The organism is Pseudomonas sp. R4-34-07, assembly GCF_003852375.1.
Lineage (GTDB): Bacteria > Pseudomonadota > Gammaproteobacteria > Pseudomonadales > Pseudomonadaceae > Aquipseudomonas.
The window spans coordinates 5,053,007-5,072,268 of the sequence record NZ_CP027760.1 but is presented as its reverse complement, the minus strand read 5'-3'; the positions used below and the strand labels follow the sequence as shown (position 1 = coordinate 5,072,268).

Here is a 19,262-nt window from a genome sequence, read left to right as displayed (position 1 = left end):
AAAACCCGTACAAGGCGGGTTTTGTCGATGCTTCGAGTTGGTGGACCGGGGTAATTTGAACAGGATTTTAAATTGTTGATTTTGACAGGTAATGTTCTTTTTTGAGATTTGTGTGGAATACTTTTTGGAATACCAGAGGCTTCTGCAGGTTGCTGAGATTCTCAGCGATATCTCTGCCAATTGTCTTGACTAAGCTGAAGCGCTTCCACCCTCACAGCGCTAAGGCCTCCGTAGTTTCGACATGCGGACCTTCGATTCAATGATATCCAGTACACTTGCCCCATCTCTAGCCTGCCAGCGGAGCAGGCTACCCGAACAGCTGCTCAAGATTTTTTCGAGTAAAAATGACCCTGATTAAATTAAAAGACCTTGAAGCGCACCTATGGCATGCCGCACACATCATCACCGGCCCCATCGATGCCTCCGATTACAAAACCTACATATTCCCGATCCTATTCTTCAAACGGATCTGCGATGTATATGACGAAGAGTTTGAAGAGGTGCTGGCCAGGGTCGGGAGCGCGGAGCTGGCGCGCGAGAAAATCTTCCATCGCATCCAGGTTCCTGTTGGCAGCCATTGGGATGATGTGTTTGCCAGGTCCCACGATATCGGCAAGGCACTTAAGGACGCTTTTCTAGGCATAGAGCAAGCCAACACCCAGTTGCATGGCATCTTCGGCGATGCCAGTTGGACCAATAAAGAACGCTTGCCGGATGAGCTGCTAGCCACGCTGCTCAACCACTTCAACAAAGTCGATCTCGGGGTTGCCAGCGTTCGTAACGACGATATGGGTCGCGCCTACGAATACCTGATCAAGCGCTTTGCCGACAAAGCCAACAAGAAAGCCGGTGAGTTCTACACCCCGCGCACCATTGTGCGGCTGATGGTCAACATTCTTGACCCCAAAGCGGGTGAAAGCGTTTATGACCCGGCTTGCGGTACCGGTGGCATGTTGCTGGAGACCATTCACCACGTTCGAGAAAACGCGGGTGATCCCCGGCTGCTGAAACTCAAAGGTCAGGAAAAGAACTTGACCACTGAAGCCATTGCCCGCATGAACCTGTTTCTCCACGGCCAGGAAGACTTTGAGATTGTTCGTGGAGATACCCTGCGTGAGCCCAAGTTTCTGATCTACGACCGGCTCGAAACCTTTGATTGTGTGATCGCCAATCCGCCCTTCAGCCTCAGTGAGTGGGGTCATGAACAATGGGCGGCGGACGCCTACAGCCGCAACAGTCACGGCCTGGCCCCGAAAACAAACGGTGACTTTGCCTGGGTACAGCACATGTTCGCCTCCCTCAATGCTGATGGTCGAATGGCGGTTGTGCTGCCCCATGGCGTGCTGTTCCGTGGTGCGGCAGAGGGCCGAATCCGCACCAGCCTGCTCCAAGAAAACCGCATCGAAGCCATTATCGGCGTAGCGCCCAACCTGTTTTACGGCACCGCTATCCCGGCTTGCATCCTGTTGCTGCGCAAGCAGCGCCCTGATGAGCATCGTGACCATGTGCTTATCATCAATGCCGAGGAGATTTTCACCAAAGGCCGCGCGCAAAACACCCTGAGCAATGCCCAGGCGGATCAGATTTACCAGATCTACCTAGAGCAGTATCAGCAAGGCCCTTCTGCCATAGCATTGGAAGGCGTAGCGCGCTGGGTGCCACTGGGTGAAATTGCCGAAAACGACTTCAACCTGAACATTGCCCGTTATGTGCAAAAGCCACTGGAAGAAGAAACCATCAGCGTCGAAGAGGCGCTGAAAGACTTTCAGCAGAAACTGGCTGCACTGGAGCAGGCCGAGCAGGAGCTGGAAGAACTGCTGATCAAGGAAGGGTTTGAGCTATGAGCACGGATAGCGCCGACAGCAACACCTCGCAGTTCATCAAGCAACACGCGGAGTCGCAGTACGAGCAGTTTCACCAGCAGCGCCAACATGAAGATGCCGCCGGAGCAGACAAACGCCTCGCCGACCTGAGCCAGCTTGCTCATCAGCTATCAGACAAGACTCGTAAGAATGATTGAGTACCAGAAAAACCAAGCCTCCCAACATGGCAAGAAGAAACTCGAAGACCTCCTTTGGGGAGCGGCCGAGTTTCTTCGCGGGCAGATCGACGCCTCCGACTACAAGCAGTACATCTTCCCGCTACTGTTCTATAAACGCCTGTCCGACGTTTACCTGGAAGAGTATGTCGAGGCCATGGAAGTCAACGAGGGCGATGCCGACTATGCCGTCATGCCCATGTTTCACCGCTTCCATATTCCCCAGGAGGCGCGCTGGGAAAAGGTACGCCATACCAGCAAGAACATCGGCGAAGCCATCCAGAATGCCCTGCGCTTGATCGAGACCCACAACGAACGCCTGCACGGCGTATTCGGCGATGCCCAGTGGACTAACAAAGAGCGTCTACCCGACCACCTGCTAGTCGACCTGATTCAGCACTTCAGCAAGATTCCCCTGGGCATCAAGTCGGTGGGCCAGGACGACCTGGGCGAAGCGTACGAATACCTGATCAAGAAGTTCGCCGACGACTCCGGCCACACCGCTGCCGAGTTTTATACCAACCGCACCGTGGTGCACCTGATGACCCGCATCATGGGTCTCAAACCCGGTGAAACTGCCTACGACCCCACCTGCGGCACTGGTGGTATGCTGCTCAACGCGGTGATGGACCTTCGGGACGAAGGTAAGGAATGGCGTAGCGTAAAACTCTATGGCCAGGAAGTGAATCTGCTTACCTCCGCCATCGCCCGTATGAACATGTTCCTGCACGAGATCGAAGAGTTTGAAGTGCTGCGCGGCGATACCTTGGCCGAGCCCAAGTTTATCGATAACGACCAGCTCAAGCAGTTCGACGTGATCTTCGCCAACCCGCCGTACTCCATCAAAAAATGGAACCGCGACAAGTTCGCTGCCGACCCTTATGGCCGTAACTTTTACGGTGTGCCGCCCCAGGGCTGCGCCGACTATGGCTTTTACACCCATATTATTAAAAGCCTGAAGCCCGATACCGGCCGCGCCGCCATGCTCTGGCCCCACGGTGTGCTGTTCCGCGACTCGGAGCAGGCAATCCGTAAGCAGGTGATCGAGTCGGACATTATCGAAGCAGTGATTGGCCTTGGCCCCAATCTCTTCTATAACTCGCCGATGGAATCCTGCGTGGTGGTGCTCAACTGCAACAAACCCACTGAGCGCAAAGGCAAGATCCTGTTTATCAATGGCGTCGAGCATGTCACCCGTGAGCGTGCCCATAGCCGACTTTCGGATGACGACTTGGCTGTTCTGATCGAAGCTTACTGCGCGCCGGGCGAGCTGCCGGCCATTACCGCGCTAGTGGATATCGAGACTATTCACGAGAACCAATATAGTTTATCGATACCGCTCTATGTGCAATTGAACAGTGATAGTGAGGTTAATGATGTTGAGCATAACGTTGAAGTTTGGAAAGTTGGTCGTTTGCAGTTGAAGAAACGTGAAATTAAGTTGTTTGAAAGCCTTGCGGCTTTAGGGTTTGAGGTTGGAAGGCAATGAGTAGAAGTGAATTTATAACATTTGGTGATATTTGTTGTGAGGTTAGGAAAGTTACTAAAGATCCGATTGCGGACGGCTTTGAACGTTACATTGGTTTGGAGCACCTAGATTCAGGATCATTAAAAATTAATCGCTGGGGGTTGATATCAGAAGATAAGGTTGGCTTTACGCGTATTTTTACAAAAGGGCAAATTCTCTTAGGGAAACGGCGTTCTTACCTTAGGAAGGCTGCCATTGCTGAGTTTGATGGCGTGTGTTCCGGAGATATAATTGTCTTGGATAAAAAAATGTCCGAGCCTGCTTCAGAAATACTTCATGTGATTTTGCAAACGGATCAGTTTTGGGAGTGGGCCGTTAAAAAATCTACAGGCTCGTTATCTCCTAGAACAAAGTTCAAGGAGCTCGCAAGTTTTACTATGCCAAGGCCTGGGAGTTCAACGGTTAAACGCTTAAAATCTGCCTTTGAGAAAGCTGCCAATCTCATTCGTTGCCAAGATGACGCATTGATTTCAGCAAATAAGCTGTTTAATACCTTTCTCATTGAGTCATTGTCGCCGCGTGCAATATGGCCAATGAAAAGTCTAGATGAAATATCCGATATAAAAGGTGGGAGGCAGAGAAGTCCTGCTCACATGACTGGAGAGAATATACTTCCATACCTAAGGCCAGCAAATGTAAAGAGAGGGAAGATTAATCTGGCTGATGTTCTGGAAATGAACTTTACACCGGAAGAGCAGCTTGTATTTAAGCTCGAGGTTGGCGATATTATATTGGTCGAAGGTGGAGAGTCTGGCGATGTTGGAGATTCAGCTTTTTACAACCTTCCCGAAAACCACTGCTATCAAAATACTTTGATACGTGTGAGAGCGAAAAAAGAGCTTGTGGATCCTAGGTGTTTGTATTGGCTTCTTACCTACTTGCATCGTAGTGGCGGTTTTTTAGCAATAGCCGCTGGCACAAAAATTAAGCACATTGGTACAAAAAATACAGCTAAACTTAAAGTCCCTTTTCCTCCTGAATTAGAGTTGAAGAAGATTTGCTCCGCTCTAGATGCCTTAGAGACTTACCTTTATGAGCTTGAAGAAGGGCGAGTCAAGTTGGTATCTCTAATAAAGGGTTTTTCGAGAATTATTTATAATTAGGGGTGGGAAATGTTCAGTGAGCAAACCGTCACCGAAAATGGAATTATCGACCGTTTAAAAAATTTAAGCGGGGTAAAGTGGACTTACTGCCACGGCGAGAGCCTGCCCAAGAAGGCGCAGGATATATTTGTCGATGAGTGGCTAAAAGACGCGTTATGTTCGTTAAACCCAGCCATTGAAAAACAGCCAGATTATGCCGATGATGTGATTCACAAGCTCCGCGGAGTGCTTTTGGAGGCTCCGCATAGCGGGCTGGTCAGGGCCAATGAGAATTTCCAAGCGTGGCTGCTGGCCGAAAAAACCTTGGCCTTTGGTGAGAATGGTGAACATGTCACCATCAATCTGATCGACTTCGAAAACCTCGGCAACAACCACTTTGTGGTGGCCCAGCAGGTGCACTATGTTGCGGCTGGCGAGGTGTTCTTCGATATCGTGTTGTATGTAAACGGCATCCCGCTGGTGGTGGGTGAAGTGAAAAGCGCCACTCGCCCCAGCGTCAGTTGGCAAGACGGTGCCGCTGACTTTATGGGCGGCAAGAAGCACTATTGGCAGCATGTGCAGGCCTTCTTCGTGCCCAACCTGCTGTGCTTCGCGAGCGAGGGCAAAACCTTTGCCTACGGCGCGATCAATGCCCGGGTCAAGGATTGGGGCCCCTGGCACCACACTGATCAGCGCGAAGATATTCCTGCCACCTTGGCCTCCGTGCTGGCGAGCGCTGAAGGGCTGCTGAACCCGCAAACCCTGCTGCAGCTGCTGGCTTCGTTCGCGCTTTTCTCTACCCATAAAACCGGTAAAGACATGCCGCCCAAACGCATCAAATTGCTGCCGCGTTACCCGCAGTTCGAGACGGCCAAGCAGATTGTCGAGCGGGTCAAGCAGGGTTACCCGAAAAAAGGCTTGATCTGGCACTTCCAAGGTTCGGGCAAGTCGCTGCTGATGCTCTACGCGGCCAAGATGCTGCGTGCCGACAACGAGCTGAAAAACCCTACCGTGCTGATCGTTGTCGACCGCCGCGACCTAGACAGCCAGATCAGCGAGACCTTCGGCGGTGCCGATGTGAAAAACCTGATAAAGGTGCAGAGCTGCAAAAAGCTCGGTGAACATATCGAGCAAGACAGCCGCGGGATTCTGATTACGACCATTTTCAAGTTCAAGGATGTCGAGGTTGATGAACTCAACCCGGATGGCCTGAACAATCGCGACAACATCATCGTACTGGTGGATGAAGCCCACCGCACCCAGGAAGGCGGTCTGGGCGAAAAGATGCGCTGGGCGCTACCCAATGCTCACTTCTACGGCCTGACCGGTACGCCGATCTCCGGCATCGAGCGCAACACCTTCAAGCTGTTCGGCGCCGATGAGGACCCTGGCCGCTATATGAACCGCTACAGCTACAAGCAGTCGATCCGCGACGGTGCCACCAATCCGGTTAAGTTCGAGCCCCGTTTAGCCGAATTGCGGGTCGACCGTGAGGCGATCAATGAAGAGTTCGAGCAACTGGTCAAAGACAACAACCTGGACGAGGACGAAAAATCCGTCCTGTCCAAACGCGCCGGTAAGCTGGCCGTGATGCTCAAGGCACCGAAACGCATGGAGGCCATCAGCGCCGACATTGCCGAACACTTCACCAGCCATGTGCAGCCGAAAAAGATGAAGGCCATGGTGGTGGTCTATGACCGCGATGCCTGCGTGCAGATGTATTACCTACTTGGTAACAAGCTGGGTTTCGACGCACTAGAGGTAGTTATGAATCTCGACCAGGCGCCGGTGAAGGATGAGAACGGCAAGCTCAACAAGGACTGGAACAAGTGGAAGGAAGAGCTCGATCTACCGATCCAGCAAGCCGACTTTGAGCGCTGGCAGAAATTCGATGGTGAAGAGCAGGCGCAGAAAAACCTGCTGGAAACCTACAAAGACCCGAAACAGTCCCTGCAATTGCTGATTGTGACCGCCAAGCTGCTGACCGGTTTCGATGCGCCGATCTGCTATTGCATGTACCTGGATAAACCGCTGCGCGACCACACCTTGTTGCAGGCCATGTGCCGCACCAACCGCCTGTACGAGGCGGACGGGGTGGTCAAGCGTATGGGCTTGATCATCGATTATCTGGGTGTATTCGAAAACCTGCGCACGGCGCTGGCTTATAACCCGGAAGAGATCGATGGGATTGTCGAAGGAATCGAGAAATTCAAGGAATTGCTGCCAGAGCAGTTGAAGCTGTGTCTGGCATTCTTCCCGAACGTGGACCGCACCCTGGCAGGTTTCGACGGTATCCTGGCCGCACAGGAATGCTTGCCGGACAATAAAAAACGCGATGAGTTTGCAGCAGCCTTTGGCGTGCTGGCCAAACTCTGGACGGCCATCAACCCCGACCCTTTCCTGACACCCTACCGCCAGGATTACAAATGGTTGGCGCAAATCTATGAATCAGTACGCCCGGTTGGTCAAACGGGGGCGCTGGTCTGGGCCGCGTTAGGGCCCGAGACCATTAAGATGATTCACGAGCACACCGATATCAGTCGCATACGCGATGACATCGATGAGTTAATCATGGATGAACACGCAATCTTCACCCTGACCGAGAAAGAGCAGGAAAAACGTGCCCGCCGACTGGAAATAGACTTGATGGGGCGTCTGCGCGGCCATGGCGAGGCTGTGTTCGTCGAGCTGGGCGAGCGCCTGGAGAAACTGCGCCGAGAATATGAAGCGGGTGTAATCAAGGCCATCGACTGGCTCAAGGGCCTATTGGATGCCGCCAAAGATACGGTGCAGGCCGAGCGTGAAACCGGTGACCCTGTGGTAACGGAGGCAGACAACAAGCAGGCGCTGACCAAACTCTTCCTGGAAACCCGCCCGGAAACAACGCCGAAGCTGATTGGTGATGTGGTCGAGCAGATCGACAAAATTGTGAACGCTACCCGCTTTGAGGGCTGGCAGAACTCCAACAGTGGTCCACGCGAAATCCAGAAAGCACTGATGCTGACCCTGGCGCAGTTTGGCCTAAGCAAAGACAAGGACCTGTTTAAAAGGGCATACGCCTATATTGAAGAACATTACTAAGTCGATGATGACGTACGGCCGTGCGATGAAGTTAGCTAAGCGCCCCCACTTTGAAGACGGTGGGATTTAGGAAGCGCTTACATTGCATCGACGAAATGCATGCTTACATCTGCTTTGAGGCGCAGCTTTGGGTCACAACTGGCAATTTTCGACCCAAAGCTGCGCTTCACGAAGAAAGACGTGTAAGCCTCCCCGATCACTACGCCCGCTTTGAACAAGTAAAGGGGCGTTTTCTGATTGAGAGAGGGCTTTTTGCCATTGCGAACAGGCACTTCAAGTCAAACTCCGGATTTTGGCTGGACGGTCTTCTTGCGGTCTGTTTTTTTCTTTGTAACTGTTGTTTTCTTTTTGGAAGCTTTTGCTGCAGCTTTCTGGGCGACACTAGCAAGGTGAGCGGCAGATTCCGGAATATGCAACAACTTTACCCCGTAGCCGTAAGAGTTGATGGTCTTTCCGTAGTTTTGTAGTGTTACCTTACTGAAAAAAGGTATATCTAGAACTGTCGATGCGGGCCCATCAATGATGGCATAGATAACATCATTGCCACGCGCTTCGAAATTAACAGGAATTGGGTCGAATTTATTTTTCGCCAGTTGCAAATTTACGTCTCTTACAAAGTCTGGCTCTCTTACCATGAGAGTCGAGGCAACAATCCCCTGCGCGAATAGATGGCTTAGCGTCGATGAGCCACGACCGCGTTTAACATGAATAAACTCACCCCGTTCGTCTTGAGTTTTCACTCTGTAAATGTCACAGACCTCAATTTTATCGTAGCTACCACCAAATTTGATCATTTGTCTGTCGAGCATTGCATGGGAACTCTGCGCTTGGGAGCAAACGTACTCATTGTACTTACCTTCTCCAGCGTGCGAATACTCTGTAAAAGGTGGTGCGAACTGTTTTCTCGGTAGCTCCGCGTAATACTTCTCCACTGCCGTCTGAAAGGATGCTTCTACCTTAAACCAATTTCCTGCATTTAAAATATATAAATTTGCATGATTCTTGACTTCCGCATACAGACATTTAAATGCAGGGAATGGTTTTGGCGGACTGCCGCTTGATAGAATCAGAAAAATTTCGCGTCGCTTTAGCGTATCTAACGTTGCACCTTTCCTAAACGTAGAAAGAAATCTTCCCAAGTCTAGCACGGGATCAATATCATTACTGTCAGGGGTTCGGTTGTAAGCAAATCCTGTAACGGAGGCCCAGTCAATTAGATCCGGTACGGCGAGCCACATGTTTTTAGTTTGATTAGAACTTAGAGAATCCCAAAGTTGAATGTCGAGAGCCTCGGAAAGATCTTTGTCTTTAACCGGGATTAAATTCTCAACCCAAGAAAACTCACTGGGATGTCCGTCTACATCTTTAGCGAGGTAGTCTTTTGAGGCGGAGCGCTCTAATGCCAGTTGCAGGAAATTGCCTAAGTCAGCGAGATCAATCGCTATGGATGCCTTGAATGAATCAATGCCGGCAATTATTTTTCCGAAAATATCTGAGTAAGCGCTTTTTGTGTGTCCTACTAGTCCGCGAAGCAAATCCTGCTCAGCATTAATCATATAATCTGACACAGATGCTGCTTTGATCGTTTGTGTCCTGCTTAGTCGTGGGGAGGCGTCGAATGTCTGACGATCAATTGATGCTATCTTGTCGGGTGATACACTGTTTAAAACGACCTTTATACCAAATCTATCCTCGATTAATCTCGGCTCAATCAGATAGCGCCCATATCCAAAAGAAATAGCAAACTGGCGAGAGCCATTTTTCACAATCAGAATGGCGGAGATGCTTTTATTTGTCCACTTGGAAGTTTTCACTCCTTCATCTAGGTCCTTCTGAATGAAGTTCAACCATTCTGGAGCGGCCTCTACAAAAGGTTTTCGAATGAAGAGAGTGCCATATTCCCCTTCAGGGCCAAGAGGATACTGTTCTGTCCCAATTTGTTTAGGCTTTCCGTTCGGACCTATAGGGCTCGCTATAAAATCTTTTTCTGTCCAGTAAGACGCCGAATTTGGTGCTTCTTTGAGTAAGTAAACGTTCAGCGTAATCCTTTTGGGCTTTCCTGTGCTCATCAACGCTCCTCCTAAGCTTTGCGACTGGTATTTTTGCTATCTCTGGCCTGAATAGCTGCGTAGATTTGGTGCGTGGCATATAGCCATGATTTAGCTTACGTTAGAACTGGAGCTGCTGTCAGTACTCGTTTTCATGGATAGGTCTACCACATTCGCTGAGGGCGTAATCCTTGTCTTTTGCCTTGACTGCCTTGAGCTGGCGGTCGGAAAGGTGAAGAGCTGGAGCGGGCATGAGCGCTACCTCTGACACCGTTTTGGTATTCCAAAAAGTAGGAGCGGATTGCTTGGAATACCCAAACGGCTGGAACTCAAAAAACCTCGCCAGCGCCCAGTAGCGCTTAAGCCCTTGATTTTTCGGAATTTCAGACACAAAAAAAGACGTCCGTGGACGTCTTTTTTTGATTGTTTGGTGGGCCGGGGTAAGTTGAATGACAGCGGTAACTTTTTGATTTCAGACGTTAAACGCGATTTTTATTTTCGGCTGGAATACCAGTTGGAATACCGTTCAGTTGAAAATTGCTTCGCCCAGGATTGTTCAGAGGTTCCAGTAGAGTATCGTGCGGGCAAGAATGGTCATTGCCGGAAATGCCGCGAATATTTATGTGTGGTAAGCGCTTCTTTAGCCGCCGGCTACGCAGTCGATTCGCGTCCCTATAGAGGAGGCCCCCGCTCCTGATCAGTTGGGCGCTAGACCTCAGTCGGGTAGTAATCCCCCTTGTGTAGCTCCGAGCGGAAGGTCGTTTGATCCGCTGCGCCATATTTGCTTCGCTTCCTCTTACGCCTCCGAAACACCTGCAAGCAACCGGGATCTCGGCCTTGAGCCACATTCTCGCTATTTCGAACCAAGCGTTCCCTCATCATTTTCGACCTCCTAGCCGGAACTTGACGTTTTTTTTGTTCTTGCAAGTAGGCTGAAGCCGGGAGTGCTCAGTGGCTCTGAGTGATATAGCCTTAGGTGATGGTATGTTGCTACTATCAGTCGCTCGGAAGGCCGAATTTCAAGGAGAATCACATGCCCTGCCTTAAAGCACTACTGCGGAAAAACCAAACATCTTTGAAGAAATAGTCTCGGAGTTTCGGTAAGCGATCCAGTGCGATTCATACCTGATCGATGGATTAAGTGTTCCAAATAGATGAATGGATCGGACGATGGATGAGAATGAAACCAATTATTGGTACCAATTTAGAGCTGCTCTTGCATCACGGTCAAAAGATCCCTGGGGGCACCCTTCTTTCGTGATGTTCTTTTTTGTCGGTGTTTTGTTTTTTGGCGGCCTTGGAATATGGGTGGAGATAGTGCGAGTTAACGTGCTTCTATCGGATGAAGCCAGTTTTAAAACTATCTGCTTTGCGATAAATGTATTTTATCCCTCGTTAGGCTGTGCATCAATGCTGCAGTTTATTATGGGGGATTATCCGAAAATGCTCCGTGCGTTAGGTGTATTGCTCTGTCTGATTTTTGTTGTTGCATGCGGTTCAATTGGATTTCTGCAGTTGTACACTCCATTTGGTTTGGTTGTTGAAATCATCCTTTCAGCTCTTGCGTTATGGTGCTGGTGGATAGCCAACGCAAAGAATCCTGATTTCCTAGAGCCGGATCCTACAGCTGCATCTGGGCCCGCAGATGTGAGCACTCCACTCTCAGGCACTTTAGATGGATTTAAGGTATGAAAATGAATAAGGCAATTACGTATCCGTTGACGGTGCCTGCACTGCAGGTCCTTCAACCTCTTGGGGTCTTTTATGTTATATCGCTCCCCGCTAAGATAGTACTTCAAGTTGCTGAAAGCGAACGGTTACGAGCGGTCTATTCTAGCGAGACAGGAACTTACCACCTAGAAGGTACCCAGCGAGAGAGACAAGAAAAACGACTGGACTCAATTACGGACTATATAAATCGGTCTGATGCCGCCTTCCCCAATGCGATAATATTAGCAGCTAATAGTCGATCAGATTTTGAATTGGATAATGAAGGGCAAGATGAGTTTGGAAGCGAGCAACTAGAATGGTCTGTTTCAGAAGGGGCAAATGGGGGCTATGAGCTCACTATTCCTTCTGAGGCTAAAACTGCCTCAATAATCGATGGCCAGCACCGTCTATTTGGATTCGTAAATGCAAGCCCAGAGCGGCTCGAAATGGATTTAGTGTGTGCAGTGTTCATAGATTTGCCGCTGCCTTTTCAAGCGCAGCTGTTCGCTATAATCAACTCAACGCAAAAGCCGGTCGATAAGAGTCTGACTTATGAGCAGTTTGGCTATAATATTGATGATGAGACTCCAGAGTTTTGGACCCCGGAAAAACTTGCAGTTTTTTTGACCAGAAAACTAAGTACCGAGGCCGGTTCGCCTGTACAAGGCAGAGTGTTAATAGCTCCTAAAAAAGATGCACATCTATTAGCGCTATCTTCAGGTCGCTCTTGGCGTGTGTCAACGGCCGTTATAGTTGAGGGCATCCTTAGACTTATTTCATCTAATCCTAAGCGTGACGCTAATTTCATGCTAACAGGGAAAAAAAGTTCTAGAGAAAAACTGGTAGAGTTTCGTAGGGATAAGTCGCCATTGCGCGATCTTTATTTGCAAGGAAATGATGCTCTAATATATAAGATTGTAAGTAATTACTTGGCCGCCTGCGATGCTGTATTTTGGGGTGTGGCTACAGACGAATCGTTTATTACCAGAACAATCGGGGTACAAGCTCTACTGGATCTCCTTCGGTTGACGGTTGTAGGTGCTTTGGAGAATAAGGATATCAGTGTCAATTATTTCATAAAAGTCCTGACGCCCGCAGGAAATATTGATTTTTCAGACGTACAGTTTAAAAATGCGTCAGGTTCTGGGCGCTCGATAATTGCGCGATCAATTAAGGATGCTATAGGATTGAAATACTAATGTATTTAGCGCGCTTGCCTCGATCACGTTGTTTGATTTGAGCGTTATTAAGTCATTAGGCGAATCAATATTGCGCCCACAGTAATCGATTCTTAGCTAGAGCTTGCCGATAAGATCGAAATCCGATGGCTAAGAAGTTGAGTTATATGTTTTGAGGTTGATATGATTTTTAATAGTAAATATCGCTTGAAACTGTGAATTAATGAGGGCGCGTTTGTGTGTCTGAAGAGTTGGTAGCGTAATCATATAGGAAATCTGAGTTTTTGGTTTTCGGAGAATAAGCATTGGTTTTAATTTGTGGTAATTCGAAAGTGTCTATATTTTTATAGGCTATAATCTACTGCCGTATGGATGTACTTCGGATTTTATTTTTCTAATTGAAACTACTGGTGTTTGGTTTTGATAGGGACGGTGAGCCGTGAATGGTTTTAGTTTGAAATCTATAGATGCTCATTGTGCGGCCATAGTCCAGTTGTTTGTCCACGGAATGGAATCTGATTACGATGAAGAGTGGTTGGTGGGCATCTCAATGTTAGGGATTGCTTCGGGAGTAGATAGTGTTAATTATAGTCGTGAAAGATTTGATATTACTCTAGGCTATTGTGAATCAGCGGATGATTTCTCCCAGCACCAAGAGATCTTAGAAAGTAGGCTCGTAACGTCTCTGTGTAGATTTAATTTTATCTGGTCAGCGGTCGAATCTATTATCGATGTGGCGATACCTCGGAGGCTGATTGCTAATCCGTCGGGAAAAATCAATAACGCTTGTTATTTTCTAAAGCATAACGCAACTTTTAATATTGGGTTTTCATCTTATATTGCTTGTCTGGATAAGCTTAAATCCTTGATATTTCATGAGTCTCATTATGGCAAATATATAGGAGTTGGCCATTTTGGTGAGCATGTGTCTCTGGCGGGGCAGGGAATTTATATGGCTTATAAATTACGTAATAGGTTGGCTCATGGTTCGTTTGGGCTGCCTGTTACTAAGCAGGAGGATGAGACTCATGTCGATAATGAAATTGTAGAACTTTGTAGTCGGTTAGTTTTGTACTCAATTCAGATTTTGATTATGATATGCCATCGGGATTTGGTGCCTACAGTTAGTTGGGAGGGGGAGGACGTAGATTTAGAGCTTGCGTATACCCATGTACAATATAATGGATGGGTGGAAGTGCTGGAGGATCTTATGCAGTTGGAGTTGGTGTTTAATTGAGGCGTCAATATTTGAGTCGTTGTGAGTGAGTTATTTTTTGTGTGCTTGGTTGTTATATGGATGCGGAGCTGTAATAAGTGTAACGGCGTCGCTGATTTTGTCATTCCCACCCGTTTTATACTCCAGTATGGGAGTTGCGTTATAGCCTGTAGCAGGATGAATTTAATAGGTTGGGGACTTGGGAGGCGCACGCATTAAAATCGAAACCGAATTCAACGTAGGAGTAGCATTTATGAGATTCGATAGGCTAAGACTCTTAGGTTTGTGATTGCTCGCACAAAATTAAACCTAAGAGTTCCTTTGTTAAAAAGTTAGATCAAGTCGACTTTTAGATGTTAGGCAATGATTTTATCTCGCTCGCTAGACCCGATTCAGACTTTTCCGATTAGTAAAGCTACATCTTTAATAGAACGCACATGCCCCATTTTGTGCAGGCCTACCTCGATCAGAGAGGCCGCATGCCTGACTGGATCCCAGTCCAAATTGCTTTGATGTGTAAATTGTCTGAGCAGCGCTTCGTAAATATCCAAGTGCTCACCAAATAGGGTCGGAGCATTAAACTCCTGTCCTTCTAAATCCGATACGCTTGCATTGCCTAGGCCATTTTCATCGGCCAGTGCAAGGGCGATTGCGTACCTGCTTAAAATGTTAGGCGTTAGACCAGTCTTGGACTTCAGATATTTTAGTTTTGCGGTCGATGAACTGGATATCTTAAATTTATGCGGAAATTTATTCATGCGTTATTAACCCATCGCCAGAAATACCCTTCCTCGGCTTGAGTGGATCGAGTTTCTGGGTTGTATACCAGGTGATAAGAGTGGGAAATACTTCCCTGAAGCCCTTCATAAAAAGCGTAATCAATTTCTGTATCCGTCGAGAGAATAATTACTTGATGGCTAGTTTTAGGGAAGTAGTTCTCTACGAGTTTTTTACGATGAACAGAATCGAGTCGACCAAGCGGCGTGTCGATTACTACTGGCAGGCTTCGTCCCGACGTTCGTGCTAACGCCTCTAGGATAGAGATTGCGAAAATCTGCTTTTCACCTGCTGAGAGTTCATCCTTACGTAACGTCACACCTTCATCATCAATAAGAACGACCTCGAAGGAGCTCGGATCAATTTGTATGCATAGATTCCGATCTGCTTTGCGAGCGAGACCGTTAAATGATGTGAAAAATTGCGACTCAAGCTCCTTGAGCTTTTCAATGCGAGCACGTGCAGAGAACTCTCTTAAAACTTCTCTTGCATTTTGCGCAAGACCGGTTAGACGCTCTGCTTCTTGGGACTCTGCAATTTCTGTATATAGCTCATCTAACTGACGTGCTGCAGTGGACAATTGATTGAGAAGCATCTTTGCTTCTTCAACTATCAAAGATTTTTGTTCTTCTAGAACTGACAAGCGCCCTTGTAGTTGCCCTTGTTCGTTAAACAGTGGCATCAGCACTTTTTCTTCTGGAGCTCTGGCAATATTTTCTTTAGCCGATTCGATTCCGGTATCAGTGTCCTGAAGCTTTGCCACTAGACCAGTAGCTCGTTGTTGGAGCGCTCCCACATCATTCATCAGGCGGTGAGTGATGCTGGATCGCTGGGTGTCCGAGAGTTCATGTACCGGCGATAGGCTTCGATCGCTATTACTGAGCTCTGAACCGAATGTCCTAAGGAAAATATCTTGAAGGGCAGGTCGTTGCTCCTTGCCGATTTTTAGCGTCGATTCGAGTTCTGTCAGGAAATTATTTTTCTGACGCTCCAGATATTCAGAAAGAACCTGAGCTTTTTCGGCACGCTGCTCAGAGTCCAGTTGATCGAGGAGTTTTTCGTTCAATTTCCGGGTAATTGCAAACGGCAGTAAGCCACTCAGCATCTCATGCAAAGTATGCTCTATGGCCTTTTTCTCAATAACCAGTGAGTCAAGACTAGCCGTTTCCTCCTCTCTTGTAGCGCTCCAGGCACCGCCGCGCGCATTAATACTTGCCTCAATATTGGCCAGGTTTTTGTTAGCTTCTACGGTATTGACACGCATATGGACAAGTTTTTCGCGTGTATCAGAGAGCTGCCTCTTTAGATCCTCGTAAGTTCGTTCTGCTTCAGCTATTTTTTGCTTGCGATCTTCAGATGCTTTTTTTACTGAGCGGCCTCTGATGATCACGGATAGGTCAGAATGCAGCCTATCGATGAGGTCCAAGCCTAAAAGTTTGTTGATCGACTCTCGCAGCGCGTCCCCGGATGTTTCTTCAGCGAGGCTTGCGATTTTTTCGCCGTCAAAGAAGAACAGCTCAGATACGCCAATCGGGATCAACTCGTTAAGAAAAGCTTGGGCCTGATCATATGAAAGCTCGGTCAGGTGTTGGCCGTCTCTAGAAATTATAAGGCCTTCTTTGATCTTGCCGGCATGATCAACAAACCAATCCCGTGTCAATTGATAGCTCGAGATGATTCCATACTGCGCATAGCGGAAGGTAAGTTCGACAGCCGCCCGTGTAGGTTTGGCAATGCTGTTGTGTGCTCTATGGATGCAGTCACGAAGATATTGGTGATATTCGACAACTGTTGCGCCAGAGCCAAGTACGCCTTTGCCATACAAGGCAAGTTTTAGCGCGCTAAGAATGGTTGTCTTGCCGCCGCCATTTAAACCGCCGAACAAAACTATAGGTGCGTTTTTGCCTCTTTTGATCTTAGGAACCAGATCAAAATCGTGGGCTCCGCTAAAAACTCGGAAATCTAGTACTGAAAGGGAATCTATAATCATTGCAACAAGCCATCTAGTTCGGCTTTCAGAGATTCGAAAGCGGTCTTATACGTATCGTTAACTGTAGGTACGGCGCGACGTTCCAGCGCTTCATCCAGTCCCCCCCAGTCTTGCTCCAGGATTTTTTGCAGCTCCTCCAGAATTCCTTTCCGACGTGAGAGGCCTGAGAATGATAATTCGGTATCGATCAGCTTCATGATCAGGACCGCCGGCACTCCGTGCTCCTGCTCCAATGCGTTGAGGATGGCCGCATCGGGCTCAGTGAAGGCGCCAGCGTCATTCTTGATCCACTCAACCGTATCCGCCGGATAGACCTCGGCGTAAATTTTAGGGAGTGAATCAATCCAGTCCGGCTCATTCGGGTCTTTTAGCCATTGCTGGCGAATCACTTGCAGCTCATCACGGCCGATCAGTTCGATATCACGATCCGTCTCACGGATACCTTTCTCAATTTCCAGAAGCAGCTTCAGCCACTCTTTGCGATATTTCATCCAATACGGGCCAGGCACGTGTTTGGTTGCAGCATTCGTGTCGTCGTCTATAGCCCCTCTCGCGAAGGTCACTTTCCCGGTACGACGTTTGTAGTTACGGTATTCAGTTTTGTTTTCGGGGAGTGAGCTGGCATGCAGCTGGTTGCGGAACTGCAGTAGCGGCAGCATCCAATCCTCGCCGCTGTTTACGAGACCCTCGATCGCTTTGTCATGAGTCACCACGGTGCACGTCCAGCAGCCGAAGCGTGAGTTGCCACAGGATGGTGTATTGGTGTCGATTACCAGTGGGCACTCGCCAGCGTTGGAGTCTTTGTACAGCTCAAACAACACTCGATTGGACCCCCCCCAAGGCCTGGCGGCACTCATGAGATATTCCCAGACATCGTCAGCGTGCCATAGCTCAATGGGCATATAGGTATAGGCATTTGGCAGGGTGCTATGCCGACCCAAAGCAGATCCATCGATTTTGTGGCGTGTGATCACCTGCGCACGCGTGTTGCTTTCCTCACGTCTCGAGCCGAGCACCACCACGACTTCACCGAACCGGGCTACCTTGTCCTTGATAAACTCGCTAACTGGATCGATTTTCATCCGCTCTGTGCACCAGCGAAACGCCTTGGTCGGCGCTGGGTAGCCCTTACCTAGGAGGTTGGCCCAGAAGGTTTCTCCAACTTTAGGGGTGACAGAATGGGCTGTCATCGGAATCTGATCTTCAACTGCTTGAGCGTTCACTGAATCAAGCACTTGGCGGATCATGTCGACTACTACAGGAGTTTCTACTCGTGTGTCGGAGGAGACGACATATACGTGCTTATGGCGCTCCTCTGGGGGCAACATCTTCAGGGCATAGTATGTGAGCGAAAGGATGACGGTAGAGTCCTTGCCGCCACTGAAACCGACTACCCAGGGGCGATTATCGGCCTTATAAATGCTTTGAAGCTCACGGACAGCGTCTGCTAACGGCCTACCAGAAATGATCGCTTCTTGGACGAAGTCATCGTGCGATGGATAGAGAAATTGATCATTACTCATTTTTGAGGAAACCTGTTTTCTAACTCTCGTTCAACCGTGGACAGCGGTACGCCAAGTTTTTTCTTGATAAGACTTGCTGTGAGCGCCACGTTCGTTGTGGCTTTGGAGATCCGACCGTGAACCATCGCGCGGCCTTCCCATTCAGGGTTGGCCCTTGACCAGTCGATATGACGGAGCTGGCTGAGGGTTGATTTCCATTCGGATTCCTTGCGGATAATCAGCTCAGCTCCGACAAGTCCCATTGCTTGCAGCATGACGCCGTGGGCATGAATGTAATTGTCCCGTAATTCGGACGTTGACAGCTCTTTGTTTTTTGCTCTGATCCAATCGGGCATCTGCAAGGAAACCTCTTCCCAGAACGTATTAGCGAGCTCCCGCTCATTCTGCGCAATGAAATCGCCTTTCCCTTTTTTCAATAAGACGCGGGAGGCGTTTTTTATGGCGCTGAGGGTGAATAGCTTAGAGCTGCGAGGTGATAGGCTAGATTTCTCTAGCTCCGTCATCCTGGAAAAAACTTCTACATTTTTGGCGAGATACCTAGCTAGATCAGAAATTTGGTCTCTATGATCGTAAAGCGTGCTGATGGAGTTACTCGGCCGCACAGCGTGCTTGTTGAGATCGGCAAACATTTGCTGACTACGATTCAGGCCCTCATCAATGAAGAAAAGCACGGGAATGTTGTCGTAGCCAAGTTCTGGATTCTCGCGAATGGCTTGCTCAATGGCTGCGCGTCGGTGCTGACCGTCATTGATTAGTATCTGAGCCTCCATCGGTATGGTCAGTGTGCCAATGCTTTGCTCAAGGCCTGTATCGAAAGCGGGATTGAAATGGACAACGCCATCCACAGAAGCCGTGATTGCGGATAGGGTGTAATCGTCGCGATTGTCAAGCAAATACGCTGAAATCTCAGGAACCCTTGCAAGGTTCAGGGTGCGCTGGGCGCGCAGGTCCGCAGGCACATTTTCTTCATTGAAAATGAATATTTTGGGTACAAGACGCATAGGGCACATTGCTATGTAGCATGGCCTCCCGGCCTGTATTCCTCTAACGCAGGGAAAAGAATGAACGTAGATACTCATGAGCCTGCATGC

At 48.7% G+C, this 19,262-nt stretch carries 14 protein-coding genes; 8 read left to right on the top strand and 6 right to left on the bottom strand.

What is annotated here, in order from left to right:
* Positions 1-344: 344 nt before the first annotated feature.
* From C4J85_RS23325 to C4J85_RS23305, 5 genes are read left to right on the top strand one after another with little or no spacing between them, the layout of a single operon-like run.
* Positions 345-1,844, top strand: coding sequence for a class I SAM-dependent DNA methyltransferase (locus C4J85_RS23325; RefSeq protein WP_124410816.1), 1,500 nt, complete (start codon positions 345-347; stop codon positions 1,842-1,844).
* A complete protein-coding gene (locus tag C4J85_RS23320) occupies positions 1,841-2,020 on the top strand; it encodes a hypothetical protein (protein ID WP_256657817.1) in 180 nt (59 codons plus the stop codon). Before C4J85_RS23325 ends, C4J85_RS23320 begins: the two co-directional genes overlap by 4 nt.
* Complete coding sequence (locus tag C4J85_RS23315) at positions 2,013-3,527, top strand: class I SAM-dependent DNA methyltransferase (RefSeq protein ID WP_124410815.1); 1,515 nt, start codon at positions 2,013-2,015, stop codon at positions 3,525-3,527. The genes C4J85_RS23320 and C4J85_RS23315 overlap by 8 nt, the downstream gene beginning before the upstream one ends.
* A complete protein-coding gene (locus tag C4J85_RS23310) occupies positions 3,524-4,669 on the top strand; it encodes a restriction endonuclease subunit S (RefSeq protein WP_124410814.1) in 1,146 nt (381 codons plus the stop codon). Before C4J85_RS23315 ends, C4J85_RS23310 begins: the two co-directional genes overlap by 4 nt.
* A gap of 9 nt (positions 4,670-4,678) precedes the next feature.
* The gene (locus C4J85_RS23305) at positions 4,679-7,729 is read left to right on the top strand and encodes a type I restriction endonuclease subunit R (protein WP_124410813.1); all 3,051 of its coding nucleotides are present in this window, start codon (positions 4,679-4,681) and stop codon (positions 7,727-7,729) included.
* Between the two features lie 278 nt (positions 7,730-8,007).
* Here the strand turns inward: C4J85_RS23305 and C4J85_RS23300 are convergent, their stop codons facing one another.
* Both C4J85_RS23300 and C4J85_RS23295 read right to left on the bottom strand, forming a co-directional pair.
* Entirely contained in the window at positions 8,008-9,798 is a 1,791-nt protein-coding gene (locus C4J85_RS23300) for a TIGR04141 family sporadically distributed protein (protein ID WP_124410812.1), read from the bottom strand.
* Between the two features lie 118 nt (positions 9,799-9,916).
* Positions 9,917-10,168, bottom strand: a complete 252-nt coding sequence (locus tag C4J85_RS23295) for a hypothetical protein (RefSeq protein WP_177413575.1) — start codon at positions 10,166-10,168, stop codon at positions 9,917-9,919.
* 779 nt (positions 10,169-10,947) lie between these two features.
* On the opposite strand from C4J85_RS23295, the gene C4J85_RS23290 reads away from it, so the two are divergent.
* The 3 genes from C4J85_RS23290 (at position 10,948) to C4J85_RS23280 (ending at position 13,902) form a co-directional block, all read left to right on the top strand.
* Positions 10,948-11,469 carry a hypothetical protein gene (locus C4J85_RS23290; protein ID WP_124410811.1) on the top strand — a complete coding sequence of 174 codons (522 nt, stop codon included), beginning with the start codon at positions 10,948-10,950 and terminating at the stop codon, positions 11,467-11,469.
* Positions 11,466-12,686 (top strand): DGQHR domain-containing protein, encoded by a 1,221-nt coding sequence (locus C4J85_RS23285; RefSeq protein ID WP_256657816.1) that lies wholly within the window; start codon positions 11,466-11,468, stop codon positions 12,684-12,686. The genes C4J85_RS23290 and C4J85_RS23285 overlap by 4 nt, the downstream gene beginning before the upstream one ends.
* A gap of 418 nt (positions 12,687-13,104) precedes the next feature.
* Positions 13,105-13,902, top strand: coding sequence for a hypothetical protein (locus tag C4J85_RS23280; protein WP_124410810.1), 798 nt, complete (start codon positions 13,105-13,107; stop codon positions 13,900-13,902).
* A 371-nt stretch (positions 13,903-14,273) separates the two neighbouring features.
* Here C4J85_RS23280 and C4J85_RS23275 read toward each other — a convergent pair whose 3' ends face one another.
* Genes C4J85_RS23275 through dndB form a run of 4 tightly spaced genes read right to left on the bottom strand, consistent with a single transcriptional unit; the run spans position 14,274 to position 19,250 of the window.
* Positions 14,274-14,639 carry a DndE family protein gene (locus C4J85_RS23275; RefSeq protein ID WP_124410809.1) on the bottom strand — a complete coding sequence of 122 codons (366 nt, stop codon included), beginning with the start codon at positions 14,637-14,639 and terminating at the stop codon, positions 14,274-14,276.
* Entirely contained in the window at positions 14,636-16,648 is a 2,013-nt protein-coding gene (gene dndD / locus C4J85_RS23270; protein WP_124410808.1) for a DNA sulfur modification protein DndD, read from the bottom strand. Before dndD ends, C4J85_RS23275 begins: the two co-directional genes overlap by 4 nt.
* Positions 16,645-18,171: a DNA phosphorothioation system sulfurtransferase DndC gene (dndC, locus tag C4J85_RS23265; RefSeq protein WP_124410807.1), complete on the bottom strand. Its 1,527-nt coding sequence runs from the start codon at positions 18,169-18,171 to the stop codon at positions 16,645-16,647. Before dndC ends, dndD begins: the two co-directional genes overlap by 4 nt.
* Positions 18,168-19,250, bottom strand: coding sequence for a DNA sulfur modification protein DndB (gene dndB, locus C4J85_RS23260; protein ID WP_124410806.1), 1,083 nt, complete (start codon positions 19,248-19,250; stop codon positions 18,168-18,170). Before dndB ends, dndC begins: the two co-directional genes overlap by 4 nt.
* Between the last annotated feature and the right edge of the window lie 12 nt (positions 19,251-19,262).

Bases quoted from the DNA above. Each gene is read 5' to 3' on its own strand.
- C4J85_RS23325 (WP_124410816.1), top strand. From the start codon at position 345: ATGACCCTGATTAAATTAAAAGACCTTGAAGCGCACCTATGGCATGCC.
- dndC (WP_124410807.1), bottom strand. From the start codon at position 18,171: ATGAGTAATGATCAATTTCTCTATCCATCGCACGATGACTTCGTCCAA.
- C4J85_RS23290 (WP_124410811.1), top strand. From the start codon at position 10,948: ATGGATGAGAATGAAACCAATTATTGGTACCAATTTAGAGCTGCTCTT.
- C4J85_RS23300 (WP_124410812.1), bottom strand. From the start codon at position 9,798: ATGAGCACAGGAAAGCCCAAAAGGATTACGCTGAACGTTTACTTACTC.
- dndB (WP_124410806.1), bottom strand. From the start codon at position 19,250: ATGAGTATCTACGTTCATTCTTTTCCCTGCGTTAGAGGAATACAGGCC.
- C4J85_RS23275 (WP_124410809.1), bottom strand. From the start codon at position 14,639: ATGAATAAATTTCCGCATAAATTTAAGATATCCAGTTCATCGACCGCA.
- C4J85_RS23305 (WP_124410813.1), top strand. From the start codon at position 4,679: ATGTTCAGTGAGCAAACCGTCACCGAAAATGGAATTATCGACCGTTTA.
- C4J85_RS23320 (WP_256657817.1), top strand. From the start codon at position 1,841: ATGAGCACGGATAGCGCCGACAGCAACACCTCGCAGTTCATCAAGCAA.
- C4J85_RS23310 (WP_124410814.1), top strand. From the start codon at position 3,524: ATGAGTAGAAGTGAATTTATAACATTTGGTGATATTTGTTGTGAGGTT.
- C4J85_RS23285 (WP_256657816.1), top strand. From the start codon at position 11,466: ATGAAAATGAATAAGGCAATTACGTATCCGTTGACGGTGCCTGCACTG.
- C4J85_RS23315 (WP_124410815.1), top strand. From the start codon at position 2,013: ATGATTGAGTACCAGAAAAACCAAGCCTCCCAACATGGCAAGAAGAAA.
- dndD (WP_124410808.1), bottom strand. From the start codon at position 16,648: ATGATTATAGATTCCCTTTCAGTACTAGATTTCCGAGTTTTTAGCGGA.